This is a genomic window from Pragia fontium DSM 5563 = ATCC 49100 (assembly GCF_900112475.1).
In the GTDB taxonomy this organism is placed as follows: domain Bacteria; phylum Pseudomonadota; class Gammaproteobacteria; order Enterobacterales; family Enterobacteriaceae; genus Pragia; species Pragia fontium.
In genome coordinates this window covers 174,131-191,141 of record NZ_FOLW01000006.1, presented here as the reverse complement: position 1 = coordinate 191,141, position 17,011 = coordinate 174,131, and the positions used below count along the sequence as shown (strand labels likewise).

Annotated in this window: 14 protein-coding genes; 8 read left to right on the top strand and 6 right to left on the bottom strand. The window is 42.5% G+C overall.

Annotated features, from left to right (window positions below; genetic code table 11):
* The first annotated feature begins 253 nt into the window (after positions 1–253).
* The 8 genes from BMZ28_RS10775 to BMZ28_RS10740 all read left to right on the top strand — a co-directional run bounded on the left by BMZ28_RS10775 (position 254) and on the right by BMZ28_RS10740 (position 8,267).
* The gene (locus BMZ28_RS10775) at positions 254–2,191 is read left to right on the top strand and encodes an FTR1 family iron permease (protein ID WP_074823155.1); all 1,938 of its coding nucleotides are present in this window, start codon (positions 254–256) and stop codon (positions 2,189–2,191) included.
* Between the two features lie 60 nt (positions 2,192–2,251).
* Positions 2,252–2,779 (top strand): iron transporter, encoded by a 528-nt coding sequence (locus BMZ28_RS10770; RefSeq protein ID WP_047780883.1) that lies wholly within the window; start codon positions 2,252–2,254, stop codon positions 2,777–2,779.
* A gap of 176 nt (positions 2,780–2,955) precedes the next feature.
* The gene (locus BMZ28_RS10765) at positions 2,956–4,326 is read left to right on the top strand and encodes a Fe-S-containing protein (RefSeq protein WP_074823151.1); all 1,371 of its coding nucleotides are present in this window, start codon (positions 2,956–2,958) and stop codon (positions 4,324–4,326) included.
* 2 nt (positions 4,327–4,328) lie between these two features.
* Positions 4,329–5,609: an ABC transporter permease gene (locus BMZ28_RS10760; protein ID WP_074823077.1), complete on the top strand. Its 1,281-nt coding sequence runs from the start codon at positions 4,329–4,331 to the stop codon at positions 5,607–5,609.
* A 13-nt stretch (positions 5,610–5,622) separates the two neighbouring features.
* On the top strand, positions 5,623–6,735 hold the full coding sequence (locus BMZ28_RS10755; protein ID WP_169052213.1) for an ABC transporter permease: 1,113 nt from the start codon (positions 5,623–5,625) through the stop codon (positions 6,733–6,735).
* Between the two features lie 6 nt (positions 6,736–6,741).
* Positions 6,742–7,458: an ABC transporter ATP-binding protein gene (locus tag BMZ28_RS10750; RefSeq protein WP_047780886.1), complete on the top strand. Its 717-nt coding sequence runs from the start codon at positions 6,742–6,744 to the stop codon at positions 7,456–7,458.
* On the top strand, positions 7,448–7,945 hold the full coding sequence (locus BMZ28_RS10745; RefSeq protein ID WP_047780887.1) for a TlpA family protein disulfide reductase: 498 nt from the start codon (positions 7,448–7,450) through the stop codon (positions 7,943–7,945). The genes BMZ28_RS10750 and BMZ28_RS10745 overlap by 11 nt, the downstream gene beginning before the upstream one ends.
* 16 nt (positions 7,946–7,961) lie before the next feature.
* On the top strand, positions 7,962–8,267 hold the full coding sequence (locus BMZ28_RS10740) for a c-type cytochrome (protein WP_047780888.1): 306 nt from the start codon (positions 7,962–7,964) through the stop codon (positions 8,265–8,267).
* A gap of 65 nt (positions 8,268–8,332) precedes the next feature.
* Here the strand turns inward: BMZ28_RS10740 and BMZ28_RS10735 are convergent, their stop codons facing one another.
* The 6 genes from BMZ28_RS10735 to BMZ28_RS10705 all read right to left on the bottom strand — a co-directional run bounded on the left by BMZ28_RS10735 (position 8,333) and on the right by BMZ28_RS10705 (position 16,956).
* Entirely contained in the window at positions 8,333–8,596 is a 264-nt protein-coding gene (locus BMZ28_RS10735; RefSeq protein WP_047780889.1) for a YjbD family protein, read from the bottom strand.
* Between the two features lie 93 nt (positions 8,597–8,689).
* On the bottom strand, positions 8,690–9,583 hold the full coding sequence (locus BMZ28_RS10730; protein WP_074823070.1) for a manganese-dependent inorganic pyrophosphatase: 894 nt from the start codon (positions 9,581–9,583) through the stop codon (positions 8,690–8,692).
* 949 nt (positions 9,584–10,532) lie between these two features.
* Entirely contained in the window at positions 10,533–11,138 is a 606-nt protein-coding gene (locus tag BMZ28_RS10725; RefSeq protein WP_053007575.1) for a response regulator transcription factor, read from the bottom strand.
* An 837-nt stretch (positions 11,139–11,975) separates the two neighbouring features.
* Complete coding sequence (locus tag BMZ28_RS10715) at positions 11,976–13,607, bottom strand: TolC family outer membrane protein (protein ID WP_082118956.1); 1,632 nt, start codon at positions 13,605–13,607, stop codon at positions 11,976–11,978.
* Complete coding sequence (locus BMZ28_RS10710; protein WP_373994789.1) at positions 13,608–14,798, bottom strand: HlyD family type I secretion periplasmic adaptor subunit; 1,191 nt, start codon at positions 14,796–14,798, stop codon at positions 13,608–13,610.
* Positions 14,799–14,862: 64 nt separating this feature from the next.
* Positions 14,863–16,956 (bottom strand): type I secretion system permease/ATPase, encoded by a 2,094-nt coding sequence (locus tag BMZ28_RS10705; protein WP_053007576.1) that lies wholly within the window; start codon positions 16,954–16,956, stop codon positions 14,863–14,865.
* Positions 16,957–17,011: the final 55 nt, after the last annotated feature.

The following is a 17,011-nucleotide window of genomic DNA, read 5'->3' as shown; positions in this document are numbered from 1 at the left end:
TATTCCGGGTCGATGCTTACCGTGGCCCGGATCAACCATCCTGTCTGATATGTTCCGTTTTTGCATCAACGAGATTTAATATACCGATGAAAATCACTGGATAATCCGGCGATGTAACATTTTCATTCGGTCTTTCCCGCGATTAAGAGATCGATTCTTCCATTTTTAATAATTTGATAAAGATCAGGTTAATTGTTGCCTTAAATCTCCTATAATGAGAATCACTATCAATCAGATAATGGTTATCAAAACCATGTATATCATTAAACGACTTCTCGCATTATGCATTGGGTGTCTTCTGATTAACGCGGTAGCAACCGCGGCGACGGACTATCAACAACTGACCAATGATATCCAACAACGTTTAGATAAAACCGCTCAACTCTATCAGCAACAGCAGATCGCTGAGGCTCGAACAGAAGTGCAGATGGCCTATTTTGAAGTATTTGAAAATTTGGAAGGGCCGATACGCATCAATATCTCTGCGCAAAAAAGCTATCAGATGGAAGCCGCTTTTGGTGAAATTCGTAAAATGATTGGTGATAGTAAGCCCCCGGCTGAAGTCGTTGAGAAAATTAACTGGCTGAAAAGTGAATTGAATGGCGTATTGCCGGTGCTGGTTGATGGTCATCAACTGACGGCGGAGCAGCAGCACGCTACCTATGATAACGATCAGATCGCACCTTATTGGCAGCAGAGCTTTAAGGTGATTGATGATTCGCTGGCGGAAGCCATTACGCTATACCAAAAGCACGACTATGCTGAAGCTCGCCGACGTGTCCAACAGGCTCAATATGACGGATATAAGAATTCCGAAATGGAAATGTCGGTTCGTCAAAATCGCTCATCCCAACAGGCGGGAAATATCAATCAGCAATTTTCTCAACTGATTGCTATTAGCGGTGAGCCAGACCAGATCAACGAAGTTAGCTACCGTATCACCACACTATTACAGGATTTGGAAGAGCTATTGCCAGGTCTGCCGACAACCCGTGAAGATCAACAGGTGGTATCGGTACTGGAATATAACGATGACACCACCCCAGATACTGACTGGCAAAAAGTGGTAAAAGATATTGATACTGCAGTGAATGCTTCGCTTGAACAATATCGTTCAGGTCAGATCAAAGAGGCAATGATGGCAATTCAGAATGCCTATTTTGACCTGTTTGAAGCCAGCGGTATGGAAAATAAAATAGGTTCCCGCGATTCGGCATTTAAAACCAAAATTGAAGGTTACTTCACTCGGATGGTTAGCCAGATAAAAGCGCAGCAACCAATAGAGTCTATTCAGGCTCAAGCTCAAGCTCTACAGCAGGATTTGAATACCGCCGTTGAAATGCTTGGCAGCGGTGAGCAAACCAGTTGGAGCCTGCTGTTATATAGTCTGTTGATTATTGTTCGCGAAGGGCTGGAAGCATTATTAATTGTGGCGGCAATCGTGGCTTATCTGGTGAAAAATAATCATCAGGATAAACTACCGCTGATTCGTCAGTCGATTTATGTCGCACTGGCCGCCAGTGCAGTGACCGCCGTTATCTTCCAATCATTGTTCTCTAATTCTGGAGCCAGCCGTGAACTGCTGGAAGGTATTACTATGCTGATCGCAGTAGTGATGCTGTTCTCCATGAGCTATTGGCTGTTGTCGAAAGTGGAAGCTCAGCACTGGAAAGCCTATTTGGAAGGTAAACTTTCTCATTCTCTCAGTACCGGTTCGGTTGTTGGCTTATGGTTAACCAGCTTTTTGGCGGTTTACCGTGAAGGGGCTGAAACCGTACTGTTCTATTTTGCCCTAATGGGGGACTCCTCTTCGATTAGCGGCCATCTCTCTATTCTGGCTGGTTTCTTAATTGGTTGTGTGATTTTACTCATTGCTTATCTGGTGATGCGATTAAGCGTCGTCAAACTGCCATTGAAACCGTTCTTTATGTTTACCGGCTGTTTTATGTACCTAATGGCATTCGTTTTCGCTGGCAAAGGTGTCCTGGAATTAATAGAAGGGAAATTATTTGAGCCAACGCTATTGTCTGAAGTGCCTGAGATAGCTTGGTTGGGTATTTATCCTTATGTCGAAACGTTAATACCGCAAATGGCGTTGGTTATTGCTGCGCTGATTGCACTATGGGTAATGAAAAAAAGTTCGGCTGTACGAAACAGCCAACGCATAACAGGAAGCGAAAGCAGTGTTTAGAGTTAGGCTCGCCGGTAGCGGTGATTATTTGGCTAATCAACATTAAATAGGATCGAAAAGATGGCAATGAATAAAATGTTTGTAACGGGTGCTTTTATCGCCGGAATGATAACAGCGCCAGCAGCGTTTGCATTCAAAGAATATCCTGCCGGTGAACCGGTAAAAATGAATGAGTTGGAAATCGCGGCTGTTTATCTACAGCCAATTGATATGGAACCGCGAGGAATGGGGCTACCTGCCGCTAAAGCGGATATTCATCTGGAAGCAGATATCCATGCGGTTGAAGGGAATAAAAATGGTTTCGGTGCCGGAGAGTGGATGCCATACCTGACGATTTCCTACACCCTGACCAACACCGATACCGGTGAGAAGCAAGAGGGAACCTTTATGCCGATGGTAGCCGGTGACGGACCACACTACGGTGCCAATATTAAAATGATGGGTGTGGGTAACTATAAAGTGGTTTATCACATTGAGCCCCCATCAAAGGCTGGTTTACATCGCCATACCGATAGCGAAACTGGTGTTGGCCGTTGGTGGAAAGCGTTTGATGTGAGTTTTGATTTTAAATATGTCGGTCTGAACTGATAACGATGAATAACATCGGACGAATACATCAAAATGCTCGTCCGATGACTGTTTTGTCCATATTCCTACCGGGGTTGTTCGTTTATTGTGACACCGTAACGAATAGCAGCAAGTAAAAACATTGCCGCTTTAATGATGCTTATTTGGCTAATTGAAAAGCGGGGTACACATTAATGATGAGTTATTTTCTGGTTTCGGTTCTGCAATCATTTTTACCGATTTCTCTGCTGTTGGGATTGAATTGGGTGGGGCGAAAAACACCGGAAGTCCGCCCGGTCGTGCTATTAAGCTTGTTAGGTTTTTTCGTCGGCGCTGTAGCAGGGATGAATCTACCTCATTCTCAGCAATGGACATTGTTGATCACCATCCTGCAAATCGTTTTTGTCGTGTTATTCCTGTTTAGTCAGGCAACTTCCTCTTTACGTATAGGCTATTTTTGGCAGCTACTGCTAATTTTTGTGGCCGCCTTACGCTGGGGACAAACCCCAAATATGAGCGCTATTACTGCAACCAGCGTGATTAATACCGAACTGCTATTAAACGTGACTGCCGTGGTCATTGGCTTGATGCTCGTTGCTTTTTCCGCTGCATTAATGGCAATTTGTGTGCGTCAGCTGCGTTATTTACGCTGGCCGCTGCTGATTATTCTTTCATTGGTATTACTGGCACCGCTATCGGGAGAATTGATGCTGGTACTGATGAAGCTGCAGGTGGTTGAGCTGACCAAGTCATTACTCAGCTATGTAGCAAAAGTCACTAATGCCAACAGCCTGATTAATTATATCGGCGCGACCTTATTGCTGTTGGTGGCGCTGGTTTATCTGTTTAGCGTGGTGCTGCCCCGTAGCGCAGCCAGAGTAGAATCGCGTCCGACAGAACATCGTAAAGCCATTGCTTATTATCGCAATGCACGTAGAACGCTACTTGTCATCATCGTACTCGCAGTATTTATCGGTCTAGCTCAGTTTTACTGGGACAAAGTCGCCTCTCAACCGCCGCGCTTGTCAGAAGCCTTACCTGTCACTCTGGCTGCTGATGGTTTGGTACATATTCCTCTGGAGCAGGTGAAGGATGGCAAACTGCATCGTTTTGTCTGGATTGCTGATGACGGTAAAGCCGTACGTTTCTTTGTGATTAACCGCTATCCGGACAAATTGCGTTTAGGCGTGGTATTTGATGCGTGTCTGTTATGTGGCGATCAGGGCTATGTAATGGAAGGTAATCAGGTTATCTGCGTGGCCTGCGATGTGCGAATCTTTATTCCGTCAATTGGTAAGCCCGGCGGTTGTAATCCGGTTCCTATTGATGAATGGAATATGACCGAAACGGAGTTGACGATCGGTAAAAAGTCACTGGAAACCGGGCTTAATTATTTCAGTACTATTGTTGAACTGCAGGTAAGCGATCCGGTTGATGGCAGTAAGGTCACCAATACCAAAGCTGAACATCGCTATAATTTTGCCGGCAAAACCTATTTCTTCGCTAATGCGGCTAATTATGAAGCTTTCCGGGACAATCCTGAAAAGTATGTGAAGGAGGCGCAGTAATCATGTTATGGATCATGTTACGGCAGTCTTGGGCACGCAATATCCGCAAGAAATCGTTGGCAGTGATCACCATTTTTCTGGCGGCTGGATTGGTCTCTGCGCTGTTGGCGGTATCCATTGATATCGGCGATAAAATGGCGCGGGAGATGAAGTCCTACGGCGCGAATATCCTGATAGAACCCGCCGGGCAAGCTACGCTTCCATCACTGTTTGGTGAGAAAAATAACCCATTGGCCGGGCAAGATTTTCTTGATGAAGCGGAGCTCCCGAATATCAAGGATATCTTTTGGCGTAATAATATTATGGGCTTTGCACCGTTGCTCAGCGGTGAAGTCAACGTTAAGGGACGCGTTATTCCAGTGTTAGGCACTTTTTTTGAGCAAAAAGTAAACGTGCCTGATGAAGAAAATTATCACACCGGTCAGAAAATCATCAGTACCTATTGGCAGGTGACGGGAGAGTGGCCGGATGAAACTGGCAAATATCATCAAGCCTTGTTAGGTCAACAACTGGCACAGCAAACCGGCTGGAAAATTGGCGATACCATTCATTTGAAAGGGGCAAAAGCCAGTTTGGACGTCACGATTAGCGGTATTTTAGCCAGCGGTGGTGATGAAGAACAGCAGTTGGTTATGCCGCTGGTACAGGTACAAACGCTGCTTGGTTTACCGGCAAAAGTACAGGCTATTCGGGTATCCGCGCTAACCGTACCTGAAAATGAACTATCGCGTAAGGCCAGAGCCGATCTGGAATCTCTCGATGCGGAAGAATATGACCTGTGGTATTGCACGGCGTATGTGTCTTCCATCGCGCACCAATTAGAAGAAGCCATCTCTGGCTCCGGCGTTCGACCTATCTGGCAGGTTGCAGCATCCGAAGGTATTGTGATTGAGAAAATTCAATTATTGCTGGCGGTAGTGACATTGGCTGCGTTGCTAGCCTCTGCGATGGGGATAGCCTCACTGATGACCAGCAATATCATGGAGCGTAGTAAAGAGATTGGTCTGATGAAAGCCCTTGGCGCAAGACAGTGGCAAATCATGCTGTTGTTTTATCTGGAAGCGGCAATTAGCGGCATTATTGGCGGTTTACTCGGTTGTCTGGCTGGTTGGGGCTTAGCCAAGGGTATTGGTTTTATGCTCTTTGGCGCACCGCTAAGTTTTGCCTGGATTGTTGTGCCTTGTGTATTGGTGCTCTCAGTATTGATTGCGTTGATCGGCACTTGGTTCCCGGCGCGACGCATTGCCTATCTGTATCCGGTAGAGGTGCTATATGGCCGCTAATCCCACCTTTAGTATGTTTTGGCGTTTGGTGTTCCGCGCATTACGTTTACGGATGCAGCGAGTGGTCGTGGTTTTTGCCGCACTGGCGGTTGGGGCGGCAATCGTTACCGCGATGTCAGCGGTTTATTTTGATATCAACGCCAAAATGAGTCAGGAATTACGCACTTTTGGCGCTAACTTTTATATTGGTCCTGGCCATGGAAATACCATACCGTTGGCTGACTATCAGCAAATTATTGATGATGCGCCCAAGGGGGTGATTAATGCTGGCAGCCCCTATTTGTATGGCATGGCTCGTACCGAGTTGGAAAAAGTTGTGGTGATGGGCGTTTGGTTTGAATCGCTGAAACAAATTGTTCCTTATTGGCAAGTAACCGGCAACTGGATTGGTGTCAGTTTCGACGACCGTAATGCCATGATGGGCTATAAGCTGGCAAACCGTCTGGAGTTAAAAGTGGGGGATTCAGTGGTTCTGGTTAATGGTGACCAGAAAAAATCCCTACAGATTAAAGGCATTGTTGAGGCTGGGGATGCCACAGATAACTTATTGATTGTCAACCTACCGTTAGCGCAGAGTTGGTTAAATCAATCGGACGTTATTAGTCATGCATTATTCAGCGTTAATAATGAGAACGGGCAAGTCGATCGCTTTGCTCAACAATTACAGAAAATTTATCCGGACTTAGAGATTCGCCCAATACGTAAAGTATCGGCGTCAGAAGGTCAGGTATTAGACAAGATTAAAGGGTTGATGGGGCTGGTTTCTTTGGTGATTTTGGTACTTTCAACCTTATGCGTTAATACCACTCTGATGGCTATTGTTAGCGAACGTTCGCGCGAGTTTGCCCTACAAAAAGCGTTGGGAGCTAAGGGCAGCGATATCGTGCGCCAAATCATAGCGGAAACCCTGATTATCTCCCTGTTTGCGACGGTGGTTGGCATTATTGCGGGTTACATACTGGCGCAGATTTTAGGACACACGGTTTTCTCTGCATCGATTGGTTTGCGTATACAAGTCATACCGTTGACGTTGGTTTTATCATTGTTGGTGGCGCTGATTGCAGCCGTTCTGCCAACCTATCGGGCGGTGAAGATTGAACCCGCTAAAGTTCTGAAAGGAGAATAAAAGGTGATGCAGCAACAGACAGAGCAAGAGCAACCATCACCTTGGGTGATTGAAACTCGTCATTTATACAAGCGCTTCGATCAGGTCATCGCACTGGATGATATTAACTTGCAGATAAAGCGCGGTGAATTTATTGCCATCATGGGGGCATCAGGTTCGGGTAAAACTACCTTAATGAATATCTTGACCTGTCTGGATACCGCCAGTGAAGGACAGGTCATTCTTGATGGAACGGATGCCGCCGTATTAGATGAGGAAGGGCGTCGGGCTTTCCGCGCCGACAAGATTGGTCTGGTGTTTCAACAGTTTCACCTGATACCGTTCCTGACGGCGTTGGAAAACGTGATGCTGGCTCAGCATTATCATAGTGTGGTGGATGAAGCGGCGGCACGTAAGGTACTTGAGCAAGTTGGGCTAGCGCATCGTGTTGATCACTTACCTAGCCAGCTTTCCGGCGGTGAACAGCAGAGGGTTTGTATTGCCCGAGCGTTGGTTAATGAACCCCCGGTGATTTTTGCCGATGAGCCAACGGGTAATTTAGATGAACAAAATGAACAGTTGGTTCTGGGGTTGTTGGAAGACTTGCATAAGCAGGGACGAACCATTGTTATGGTGACGCATAATCCTGAATTGGGAAAGTTTGCCGATCGAATTGTACGTTTGCAACATGGGAAATATTTGAGTGAAGAAATTAATCATCATGAGGTAGAACATGTTAATTGATGGCAGAAAATTAAGCACAGTTCTCCTGCTGGCCGCGACGCTGTTGCTTAGCGCCTGTAAAGAAGAAAAAGCCAGCGTGGGAGCACCGGCTCCGACATTAGCGGCTTATGATTTGCAGGGAAATCAAGTGTCATTAACCCAGTGGAAAGGGAAGTATGTCTACCTTAATTTTTGGGCATCTAACTGTGGTGGCTGTCTGGTCGAGATGCCAACGCTAGAAAAGTTGAGCCAGTCTCACCGTGATAACATCGTCGTTGTCGGGATAAATACCGACCGGGAAGAGGCTAATATTCAGACACTGCTGCAAGATAGACAAGTCACTTTCCCAAATGTTCGCGATCAGATGGCGATTACGCAGGAACGCTATCAGGTTATCGGTACGCCAACATCATTCTTGATTGACCCTGAAGGAAAGTTACTGGCTCAGTATGTCGGCATGATGAATGAACCGCAGCTTAAAGCTATTTTTGATAAATCAAAAGGGTAAGCCGGTGACCGATTTGATGAGAACCCTAAGGGTTAGTTTGCTGCTAAGTGGATTGTTATATAGTGTTTCGCTTAGCGCTCAAACGACAGCGGGATTTTACTCTCAGAGCTGTGCTTCCTGTCACGGCAGAAACGGTGAAAAGACCGCATTGAATAAAGCCAGAGCATTATCCACTCTCGATGAGGCACAAGTTATTGAGGCCTTAACCGTAAGGCGAGATGGAAAAATTAAAGGTGCAGGCAATAAGGTGAAGATGCGTCTTAGTGATGATGAGATTAAACATTTGGCCGAATATATCCAGACCCTTAAAGTAGCAAAATGAAAACAGTAGAATTTTTATTTCTTATTGGTAGGGGCTGAATCAGCCCCTGTTCTATGCGGGAATACTCAGCGAACACCACGGGAGTGATTTTTCTTACTCCAGTCGAATGTTTCATCACTTGGTTTATATTTCTGCTTTTTCTTTTCGGCGCGAGCTTTTTTATCTTCTTTTTCCTGTTCCTTCATGATTAAAGCAATAATCTCATCTTTAATCTTACCTTTCTCACCGTTGGTCAGATCCCTACCTAGTTCGCGTTTAGCTTGTGCATGCTGCATGTGGATTCGCTGTAGCTGGCTTTCAGTTAAATCTTTTAAGGTCAGTTTCTTCATTGTTACTCCGTCAGTGAAGGTTATCGGAAATAGTGTAGTCTAAATTCTAGTAAAGTGGTGGGGCTGATATCAGAACTGCAATGACAACGTAGCTTATGTGTTTAATACCTCATTTAGCCAGGGAACCAACTGTTTTTTCCTGCTTAACATGTTATCGAACGTTACAGGCGTCTGACTGATAGGATTGTCAGCAGAAAAGTAAATCTGGCTCTGCGACGTGGATAACGAGGTCACCATCAGAACGTAGAAGTCTAAGCCTTCATGTTTAGCGCGTTTTTCCATTTCTTCTGCGATCGCCGAAATTTTATCTTCAATAGCGGCAAAACTACTGATTTCAATTTGCGCCAGAATCAGCTTTTTGTCGTTAATGACGTAATTTTTCTCGTCCTTTTGCAGTAGTCGAGGAATACTGAGCCCGCTAATATCAGTTTTAGCATTGAGTAAGCGCAAGGTGAATTCATGCAGATCGACATGGGATAGCTCTGCTAATTTTTGGGCGGCTAACCGGTCTTGAGCTGTTGTCGTGGGTGATTGGAAACCAAGGGTATCACTCAGAATAGCCCCTAATAGCAACAACGAGTGAGCTGGGGTTAATTGGTATCCATCGGTCTGTGACACAATGTCATAGACTAACGTTGCACAGCATCCCACTTTTCTTATCCAAGCATCCAATGGTTCAGCGGTGATTAATGAACCTAAGCGATGGTGGTCGATAAGGCCAATAACGTTGCTTTTACTTAATCCAGTTGGGCCTTGTTCCAGGTCACTAAAGTCAACCAGCCAGACGTCTTCTTCGGCCACATTTTTTTCCAGTAAATCGGGTGCAATGCATTGGGCTTCGGCAAGTAAAAAATTCGTTTCAGGGTTAAGTTCACCCAGTCGGTAGGCTGTTGCCGCTCTGCCTGTTGCGTTTAACCAATCACTCACAACGATGCTACAACAGATAGAATCACTATCTGGATTAAGGTGGCCAAAAACAGAAATCATAGGGGATATCCTGAAAAGCGGTGATTTGAGATAGACGGGGAGAGACCGCCGCTTAAATTGCGTAAAGATAGTCAGTCAAAATGATGGCTATAGCCTACCATAAACAAAGGGGAATACGTTATCGCTACTGAGCGTATCCGTTGATGTAGATATGCTTTAAATATCATTTATTTTAAAGCGTAGTAGTGTCAGTTTGTCAGGAGAGAACGCTGCATATTTGCTGCATTTTTTATTATTAAGCCTGCTATTTATTATCTTCATGGCATTAAATTGTGCGATTGAAAGGTATTATCAATCGCACTAATAGGTGAAAATGTTGTTTAATGTTTAAAGGCAATCACTTTAGGTTTTATACCTATTAAGTTTCGATTATTGTTTTTATTTTGAAGTTAAATGCTGATTATTGTTTATTTACATTGTAATTTAACATTATAACTTAACATTTCCATCACAACTCAGTGGTAAAATACCGGATGATAGCTAAGCTATTTAATATGATTTATCACGTTTTAAATGAATATTTTTAATGTGATACCTGCTATATGATGTTTTTCAAGCGGTGAGGTACTTACAATGAAAGTCTTACTGTTCGTAACCGGTTTTGTGCTATTGGTATTTTATTCAACATTGTTCATTATCAGTATGCCGTAATTAAATTTTTCATAGGTTATCAGAAGATTGGCAATATAGTGGAGTTAAATGCTGACAATACGATTATACTTTTTTAATATAATAATCGTCACTATATTACATTAAAGATATATTAAATTGCGTTGTGCTGAACGGTTGATGGAATACCTTGATTTTCATATTATATGAAAAGGATGGGAATATTATTGGCAACATATTAATAAACATGGTTGATAATCTATTTTCGCCCAAAGATGAGTTATTCAAACAATCCATTGAAGCTTTCAGGGGAATGTGGACGTATTCCCCTGAAGGTGTGTTAAACCGAAAAATGACCTAGCTTAAACAGATCAAGAGAGTTCTTGATTTCTAGTTTAAACATAATGTTATAGCGATGAACGCTAACTGTCTTGCTACTGATATTTAATTTTTCAGCAATATCTTTGTTAGACAGACCTTGAGTGATGAATTGCAAAATTTCGCGTTCACGGTTTGTCAATGTTGCGGTTTTGCTGACTTTATCGTTACAAAGCTTATTTTTAGGAATGCATTGGAAACCATTCATAACCAGCTTTGATACTAGCGTAAGTGATTCAATATCATGTGTTTTATCAATGATACCATCGATGGATACATCCAGAGAGTTGATGATATTAGAATTAGAATTTTCTGATGTCAGCCCGATAATTTTAGTCGATGCATTTTCACCATGAATTTCTTTGACCAGTTTATCTTTATTGATTAAGTCAATATTGATAAGGACAAGCTGTATATCCTGATTTTTTATCATATCCACTACACCAGATGTTGAGTGAATGGCGCCTACGATATCTAGAAAATCAGTGTTTTTTAATATTTCACTGATAGCGAAACATACGAATTGATTATTATCGACGATCAACGTCTTTATTTTGCCTTTGTCCATTTTAAGTGCCTATCGTTTGTTTAATACCGCATTCATGATTCTTATGTTGAATGCAATGAAATCTCATAACCATGATAAATCCATCATAAAAAATGATGATTGAGTGATTTATATATAGCTAATTGAGACTGCGCTATTGCTAAAATAGTATGCTGAAGCATTTTAATGACTTATATTTCCTAATCTCATTTAATTAACAAACATAAAAGCTATCAATTAGATAATTTTTCATTATCCACTCCCCAATTATTGGAACAGTAAGTCATTAGAGTTTTTCAGGTGTTTTCTTTGGCATATTTCTATGCTTTTGGGTGCTTTTTCATCGTTATAGTCATGTTGCCAAAATCAGACCATTTCACGGTTCTGACTTAATAAATTAAACAAGTACACATTTAAAAACTTACGATGAAAAAAAACCATTAAAACGCTCAATAAATCCGCTCTGTCAGTAATGACGTATTAATCTTAATCGTTATACATTCTCGAGTGTCCTTATCAGAAAATTCAGTGTACGAAAGCGTTTTCTGTAATACAACGCATCATCTATAAAATTCAATGTCCACAGGATATTCGCCACCTTAGCGACTAACAGGGGACAGCTTTCTCGTTTAGGCGGTAACTTTTAATCCAAAGCTTTAAGTTCAGTCCTAAACGACAGTAAACACAATCGACTCCGTTATAATTAAAGTGCTCTCCCTGACAACGAAGTCGAAAGTGTCTGATTTCCAAAATCCTGCCTGTGGCGCTTTAGTTAGAACAGACTGTTTAGCGGCCATCGCACGATCATCATTCATATTGATATTTAATGAAATGTATTTAATATCATTAAAATCAATATCATTTGCTTCTAACTCCAATCAGGAGCAATGGATCCTCTATTTCTTTAACCGGTTGTTGATTATCAAGGTCGTTGATCTTATTTTCATGAATAATGTTTTTAGTTTCGTATTTTAAACTCGCGTCATTCGATGGGGTGCTTACTGCACTTTTATCTATGATCGAGGTGCCTAGAATGGTTCTTTTTTCGATATTTTTTTCCTGAACCAGTGGCGCCTTAGCACTTAACGTTTCAATTAATTCAATTTTTCTTTGATTTTCAGGGTGTTGTACCTGCGCCTGATTTTCAGTGATGTTTATAGGTTTTTCGGTTTGGCTATTATTAAATCCAAGCATGTCAGTGACAAAATTTCCATCATTTTGTTTATCAAAATTGACCTTGATATTGAATGCATTATTTATTTCACCGAGCTCAGAGAATACCCGAATTAAAAGAATTCTAAAGTTAAATTCAGCATTTACTTTATTACTCATGGTTTGAAAAAATTCTTGCTCTGAGTTGAGTACGTCTAAGACCGAACGGCGATTTACCTTGTATTGCTCGTGATACAGTTCTTTTACTTCCTGAGAGTGAATAATACGTTGAGCATAGATATTCGCCTGATTTTCCTGGCTGAGTGCATCCTGATACATTTGTGAAACTTTGGTCGATAGGTCTTCAATTGATTTCTCAATGTTCCAGCGGGCACTTTCTACCCGTTGTGCAGCCCCGCGGCTACGATAAATCGCACCACCACCGTCAAAAACGTTACTGTTAATATTTAGCATCACTAAGGTGTCATTCTCACCATAAGTTGTCGTTTTTCCCTGTGATAGTGACACGCTTAATGCCGGCATCCAACTTTTACTGGTGTAAGCATACTCAGAAGCTGCGGCTTCTTTGTTGGCTTTTATTGCTTTTACGCGTGGAGAATTAGCGATTCGCTGTTTCATTCGACCGCTAAGCTTATTTTTCAGCTGTTTTACATCAGGCACGCTTAGACCAGAAGGGCGCTTGCCAACAAGAATTAAATAGTCTTCTTGAGCGGCTTTCAGTTGAGCTTCGTAGTTGGATAACTCAGCATCAAGACCTTTTATGCGGACTTCTACTTGTTCTACGTCTCCACGACTATCCACACCACCGCTGGCTCTGGCTTCCGCCAGCGTTAAGATATTTCGGTGTTCAATACTATTTTTCTTGTTTATATCAATAAGATCTTGGTATTTAAGGATGTTTAAATATATTTCGGCTACCTTAGACGAAAGCACTTCCGCCTCATCGAAGGCGGTGTAAACTTCTGACGTCCGGTTATGCTCAGCGTAATCAACGCGATCGCCGGTACGACCAAAGTCGAAAATATTTTGTTCAACTTTTAGTGAGTAGGTATTACCGTCGTCATTGTTATTATTATCTTTATTGGTTTTGGTTAGTTCATTACCTGCGTTGAGTGAAACATTGGGTAACCAGCCGCTTCTGGCCTCACCAATAGAACTTTCCGCTGAAGCAATTCTCCCGGTATGATATTTAATGGTCGGAGAGCGGTTAATGGCCATCTGTAATGTTTCCTTGATGGTTTCAGCACTTAGCTCCGTGGTTGTCATTGTGCAATACGTTAACGCAATTGTGAGCATTATTTTATTGTAATTAGTCACTTATCTTTCCCTCAGTGCTTCTTTGGCTTTATTTAGCGGCTTGATTAAGTAATCGAAGACCGTCTTTTTCCCTGTTTTAATATCTACCGTGGCCAACATCCCTGGAACAATTTCGTGGAGCTTTCCGTCTGGTGTTTCAAGCGCTGAACGCTCTGTTCGTACGAAAACTTTGTAGTAATATTGTTCACGGCGTACCTGATCCTGAATGGTATCTGGAGAGATACGCTCTACTGTGGCATCCATGGTGCCGTAGATAGATGATTCATAAGCACTAACCTTCACGATAGCTTTTTGGTTCGGATGGATAAAAGCGATATCGCGTGGATTGATTTTTACTTCGATTAATAGCTGATCTTCTGAAGGAACGACTTCCATCAATTTACCGCCAGGCTCAAGTACGCCACCAACGGTCGTTACCTGAACGTCTTTTACAATTCCTTTTACCGGAGAGACAATAATGGTACTAGCAAGCTGATCTTTTCGTTGCAGCAGTTGGAAATAGATAGAGTCCAGTTCATTTTTCTTTTTCACCAATTCTTCTTTGGCTTGTTCAAAATAGTGATTTCGTGCTTCCGTGACCTTATTTTTCAGTTCGTTTTCTTCACGTCTTAAACGTAGCTCTTCCACTTGGCTTACTGCACCTTTGGTAACCAGTGGTCGGATAAGGTTTAATTCGTTTTGCGTGAGCTTAAGGCTACGCTGTAAACCCGAGACATTTTCATCCAGACTTCTGCGGCGAGAAAGCAGCAGGGACATTTCATGATCGATAAGCACTTTATTCTCATCCATCAGTTCTTTATCACTGAGGTTTTTATCTTCAATGCCGCTGTTATATTCACGTAACAGTAAGACAAAATCGGGTCTACCTTTTTCATCTTTAATTTCAGCGGTTAAGCGAGCTATGCTGACCGCTAAGGCTTTTACTTTAGCTCCAATTTCGTTATAACCCGCCTGAAAGCGTGTGGCATCCAGGATCGCCAGTTGTTGACCAGCAGTAACGATATCGCCTTCACGCACCATCAATTCACGGATCACACCGCCATCGCGGGTCTGAATAACCTGCGAGCGGTTCCAGGTAACAACGGTTCCCTGACCGTTGGTCACTTCATCTAATTCGGCAAAGTTAGCCCAAACAATCAGGACAAAACAGGTGATTAATATCAACCAAATAATGGTGGTGTTTTTACCCATCTCTTGTTCACCAATATTGGCGATTCTTTTCTTTTTATTAAAAAAACTCATTTTGTCATCCCTGTTAATTTGATGATTTCAGTCTTTGTAAGACTTGATCTCGTGGCCCATCAAGAACAATGCTTCCCTGGCTCATCACGATGATCCTATCGACCAGTTTGAGCGGTGCCTGACGGTGAGTGACAATAATGAAAGTTTTATCTTTTATATGACTGCCTAAAGCATTCACTACGTGGTTTTCCAATTTTTCATCCATATTGGCAGTCGGTTCATCGAGAAATAGAATGGGGGAGTTGCGTAATAGCGTTCTGGCCAACAGGAGCGTTTGCTTTTGCCCACCGGATAATCCTCGACCACCTTCCGCAATCGATAAATCCAACCCTTTACCGGTTTTTAATAAACTGGCGGCGCCAGCAATATTGAGTACTTCAACAATCTGCTCTATTGAGGTCTGAGGTTTACCCAAGATCAGATTTTCGCGAATGGTGCCGTGGAACAACTGTGCGCCTTGAGGAAGGTAAGCAACATCTCGGCGGATATCGTTATTGGATATATCCTTCATCACCAGCCCATCCAGCAGCAATTCACCTTCAGTTGCTTCGGCAATACCGGATACCAGACGGAGTAAAGTTGATTTACCTGCACCAATAGAGCCTAAAATGGCGATTTTTTCTCCCGGGGTAATCTTGAGGCTGTTAATGTTTAACACCATAGGAGACTCTTGATTAAAGCGGTATTTCACATCTCTTAAGCTGAAGTTACCTTTGATCGAATCCGTATGAAGTGTTTCATCAAAAGGTTTTTGATCTAATGGTTTTTTCAGGAATTCATCTAGTCCAGTTTTTGCCATTTTGGCATGCTGCCAGCGGGTTAATACCTGCGCTAATTGGCCTAATGGCGCTACGGTTCTACTGGAGAGAATGGAACAGGCAATTAACGTACCGGTAGTGATATCGTTATTAATGACCAGATAAACCCCAATCGCGATAACGCTGATATAAACCAGCTGTTGAACAAACTGACACCAGTTAGTAATCAGGCTTGCCCAATGACGCTGTTCAAGAGAAATCTGGGCGGTGGTGGTATTACATTCATTCCAGGTGCGAAGAAAACGGTCTTCTGCCTGCATAATTTTTATATCTTCGAGACCTTCTACGGTTTCAACCAGCATAGAGTTGCGAATGGCGCTTTCACGAATACCTTGTTGAGAAAGGCGTGATAGAGGCCATTGGGCAATCAATCCCGGAATAACAATCAGTGGAATAGCCAGTAGTGGGGCAAAAGCTAACTCGCCACCGATAAAGGCGATAACTCCAATGAAGAGAATAATAAAAGGCATATCAACCATAGCAATAACGGTTGTTGAGGTTAATAGTTCACGAATATGCTCGATTTCTCTTAACTGAGCCACGAAAGCGCCAGTGGAGTTGGGTCTGGCATCATTTTTAATTCTTAATGCGCGAGAGAAAAACATGCCCGACATAAACATATCGGTTTTTTTACCGATGGCATCGGCTAAGTGGCTACGGGCCAGGCGTAATCCCATATCCATCAGAAGAGCAACGGTTACACCGATAAACAGTACCCATAATGTTGAGTATGACTGAGCTGGAATAACCCGGTCATAAACCTGCATAGAAAAGAGGGCGCTGGACAGGGCAAGAATATTACCAAACAAAGCGCCAAGAGCGATTTGACCATAAAATCTGGCATCTTTGGAGATCAACTGTAATAGCCAGTTCTCTTTATACGGCTTAAGAAAATCATCAATTCGTTTATCTTTAGCTCGCTCTTTGTTATAGACGAGCCAAAGTTCACCGTCTCTTAAAGATTCTAGTTTTTCTAAATCTATCTGGGTTTTAATATCCGGAGAGATATTAAATGAAACGGTTGCAGTTTTATTTTCATTAATACTGAAAACCACAACAGCCTGATTATCTTTCAACGGTACAAATACCGGAAAGAGTAGTGATGGTATACGCTCCAGTTTTTCGTCTAACTTCTTACATTTCAAGCCAATATGGTCAACCAGGCGAGTCATTAATTCATCATGACTACCGCCATTTTGAATAATGTGCTGTAAGTTATTTACCGTAACATTGACGCCCAACTCACGAGCGATAATTGTTACGCATTCATTCCATGGAGAGAATTCCATAACCAATCCTTTGCCTTCATATTTATATAAAACAACTAATTATTAATTAATAACT

What these genes read in the sequence shown, in the direction of transcription:
- BMZ28_RS10750 (WP_047780886.1), top strand. Translation starts at nt 6,742, where the DNA reads ATGCAGCAACAGACAGAGCAAGAGCAACCATCACCTTGGGTGATTGAA.
- BMZ28_RS10745 (WP_047780887.1), top strand. Translation starts at nt 7,448, where the DNA reads ATGTTAATTGATGGCAGAAAATTAAGCACAGTTCTCCTGCTGGCCGCG.
- BMZ28_RS10755 (WP_169052213.1), top strand. Translation starts at nt 5,623, where the DNA reads ATGTTTTGGCGTTTGGTGTTCCGCGCATTACGTTTACGGATGCAGCGA.
- BMZ28_RS10710 (WP_373994789.1), bottom strand. Translation starts at nt 14,798, where the DNA reads ATGGGTAAAAACACCACCATTATTTGGTTGATATTAATCACCTGTTTT.
- BMZ28_RS10775 (WP_074823155.1), top strand. Translation starts at nt 254, where the DNA reads ATGTATATCATTAAACGACTTCTCGCATTATGCATTGGGTGTCTTCTG.
- BMZ28_RS10760 (WP_074823077.1), top strand. Translation starts at nt 4,329, where the DNA reads ATGTTATGGATCATGTTACGGCAGTCTTGGGCACGCAATATCCGCAAG.
- BMZ28_RS10705 (WP_053007576.1), bottom strand. Translation starts at nt 16,956, where the DNA reads ATGGAATTCTCTCCATGGAATGAATGCGTAACAATTATCGCTCGTGAG.
- BMZ28_RS10730 (WP_074823070.1), bottom strand. Translation starts at nt 9,583, where the DNA reads ATGATTTCTGTTTTTGGCCACCTTAATCCAGATAGTGATTCTATCTGT.
- BMZ28_RS10765 (WP_074823151.1), top strand. Translation starts at nt 2,956, where the DNA reads ATGAGTTATTTTCTGGTTTCGGTTCTGCAATCATTTTTACCGATTTCT.
- BMZ28_RS10740 (WP_047780888.1), top strand. Translation starts at nt 7,962, where the DNA reads ATGAGAACCCTAAGGGTTAGTTTGCTGCTAAGTGGATTGTTATATAGT.
- BMZ28_RS10725 (WP_053007575.1), bottom strand. Translation starts at nt 11,138, where the DNA reads ATGGACAAAGGCAAAATAAAGACGTTGATCGTCGATAATAATCAATTC.
- BMZ28_RS10770 (WP_047780883.1), top strand. Translation starts at nt 2,252, where the DNA reads ATGGCAATGAATAAAATGTTTGTAACGGGTGCTTTTATCGCCGGAATG.
- BMZ28_RS10735 (WP_047780889.1), bottom strand. Translation starts at nt 8,596, where the DNA reads ATGAAGAAACTGACCTTAAAAGATTTAACTGAAAGCCAGCTACAGCGA.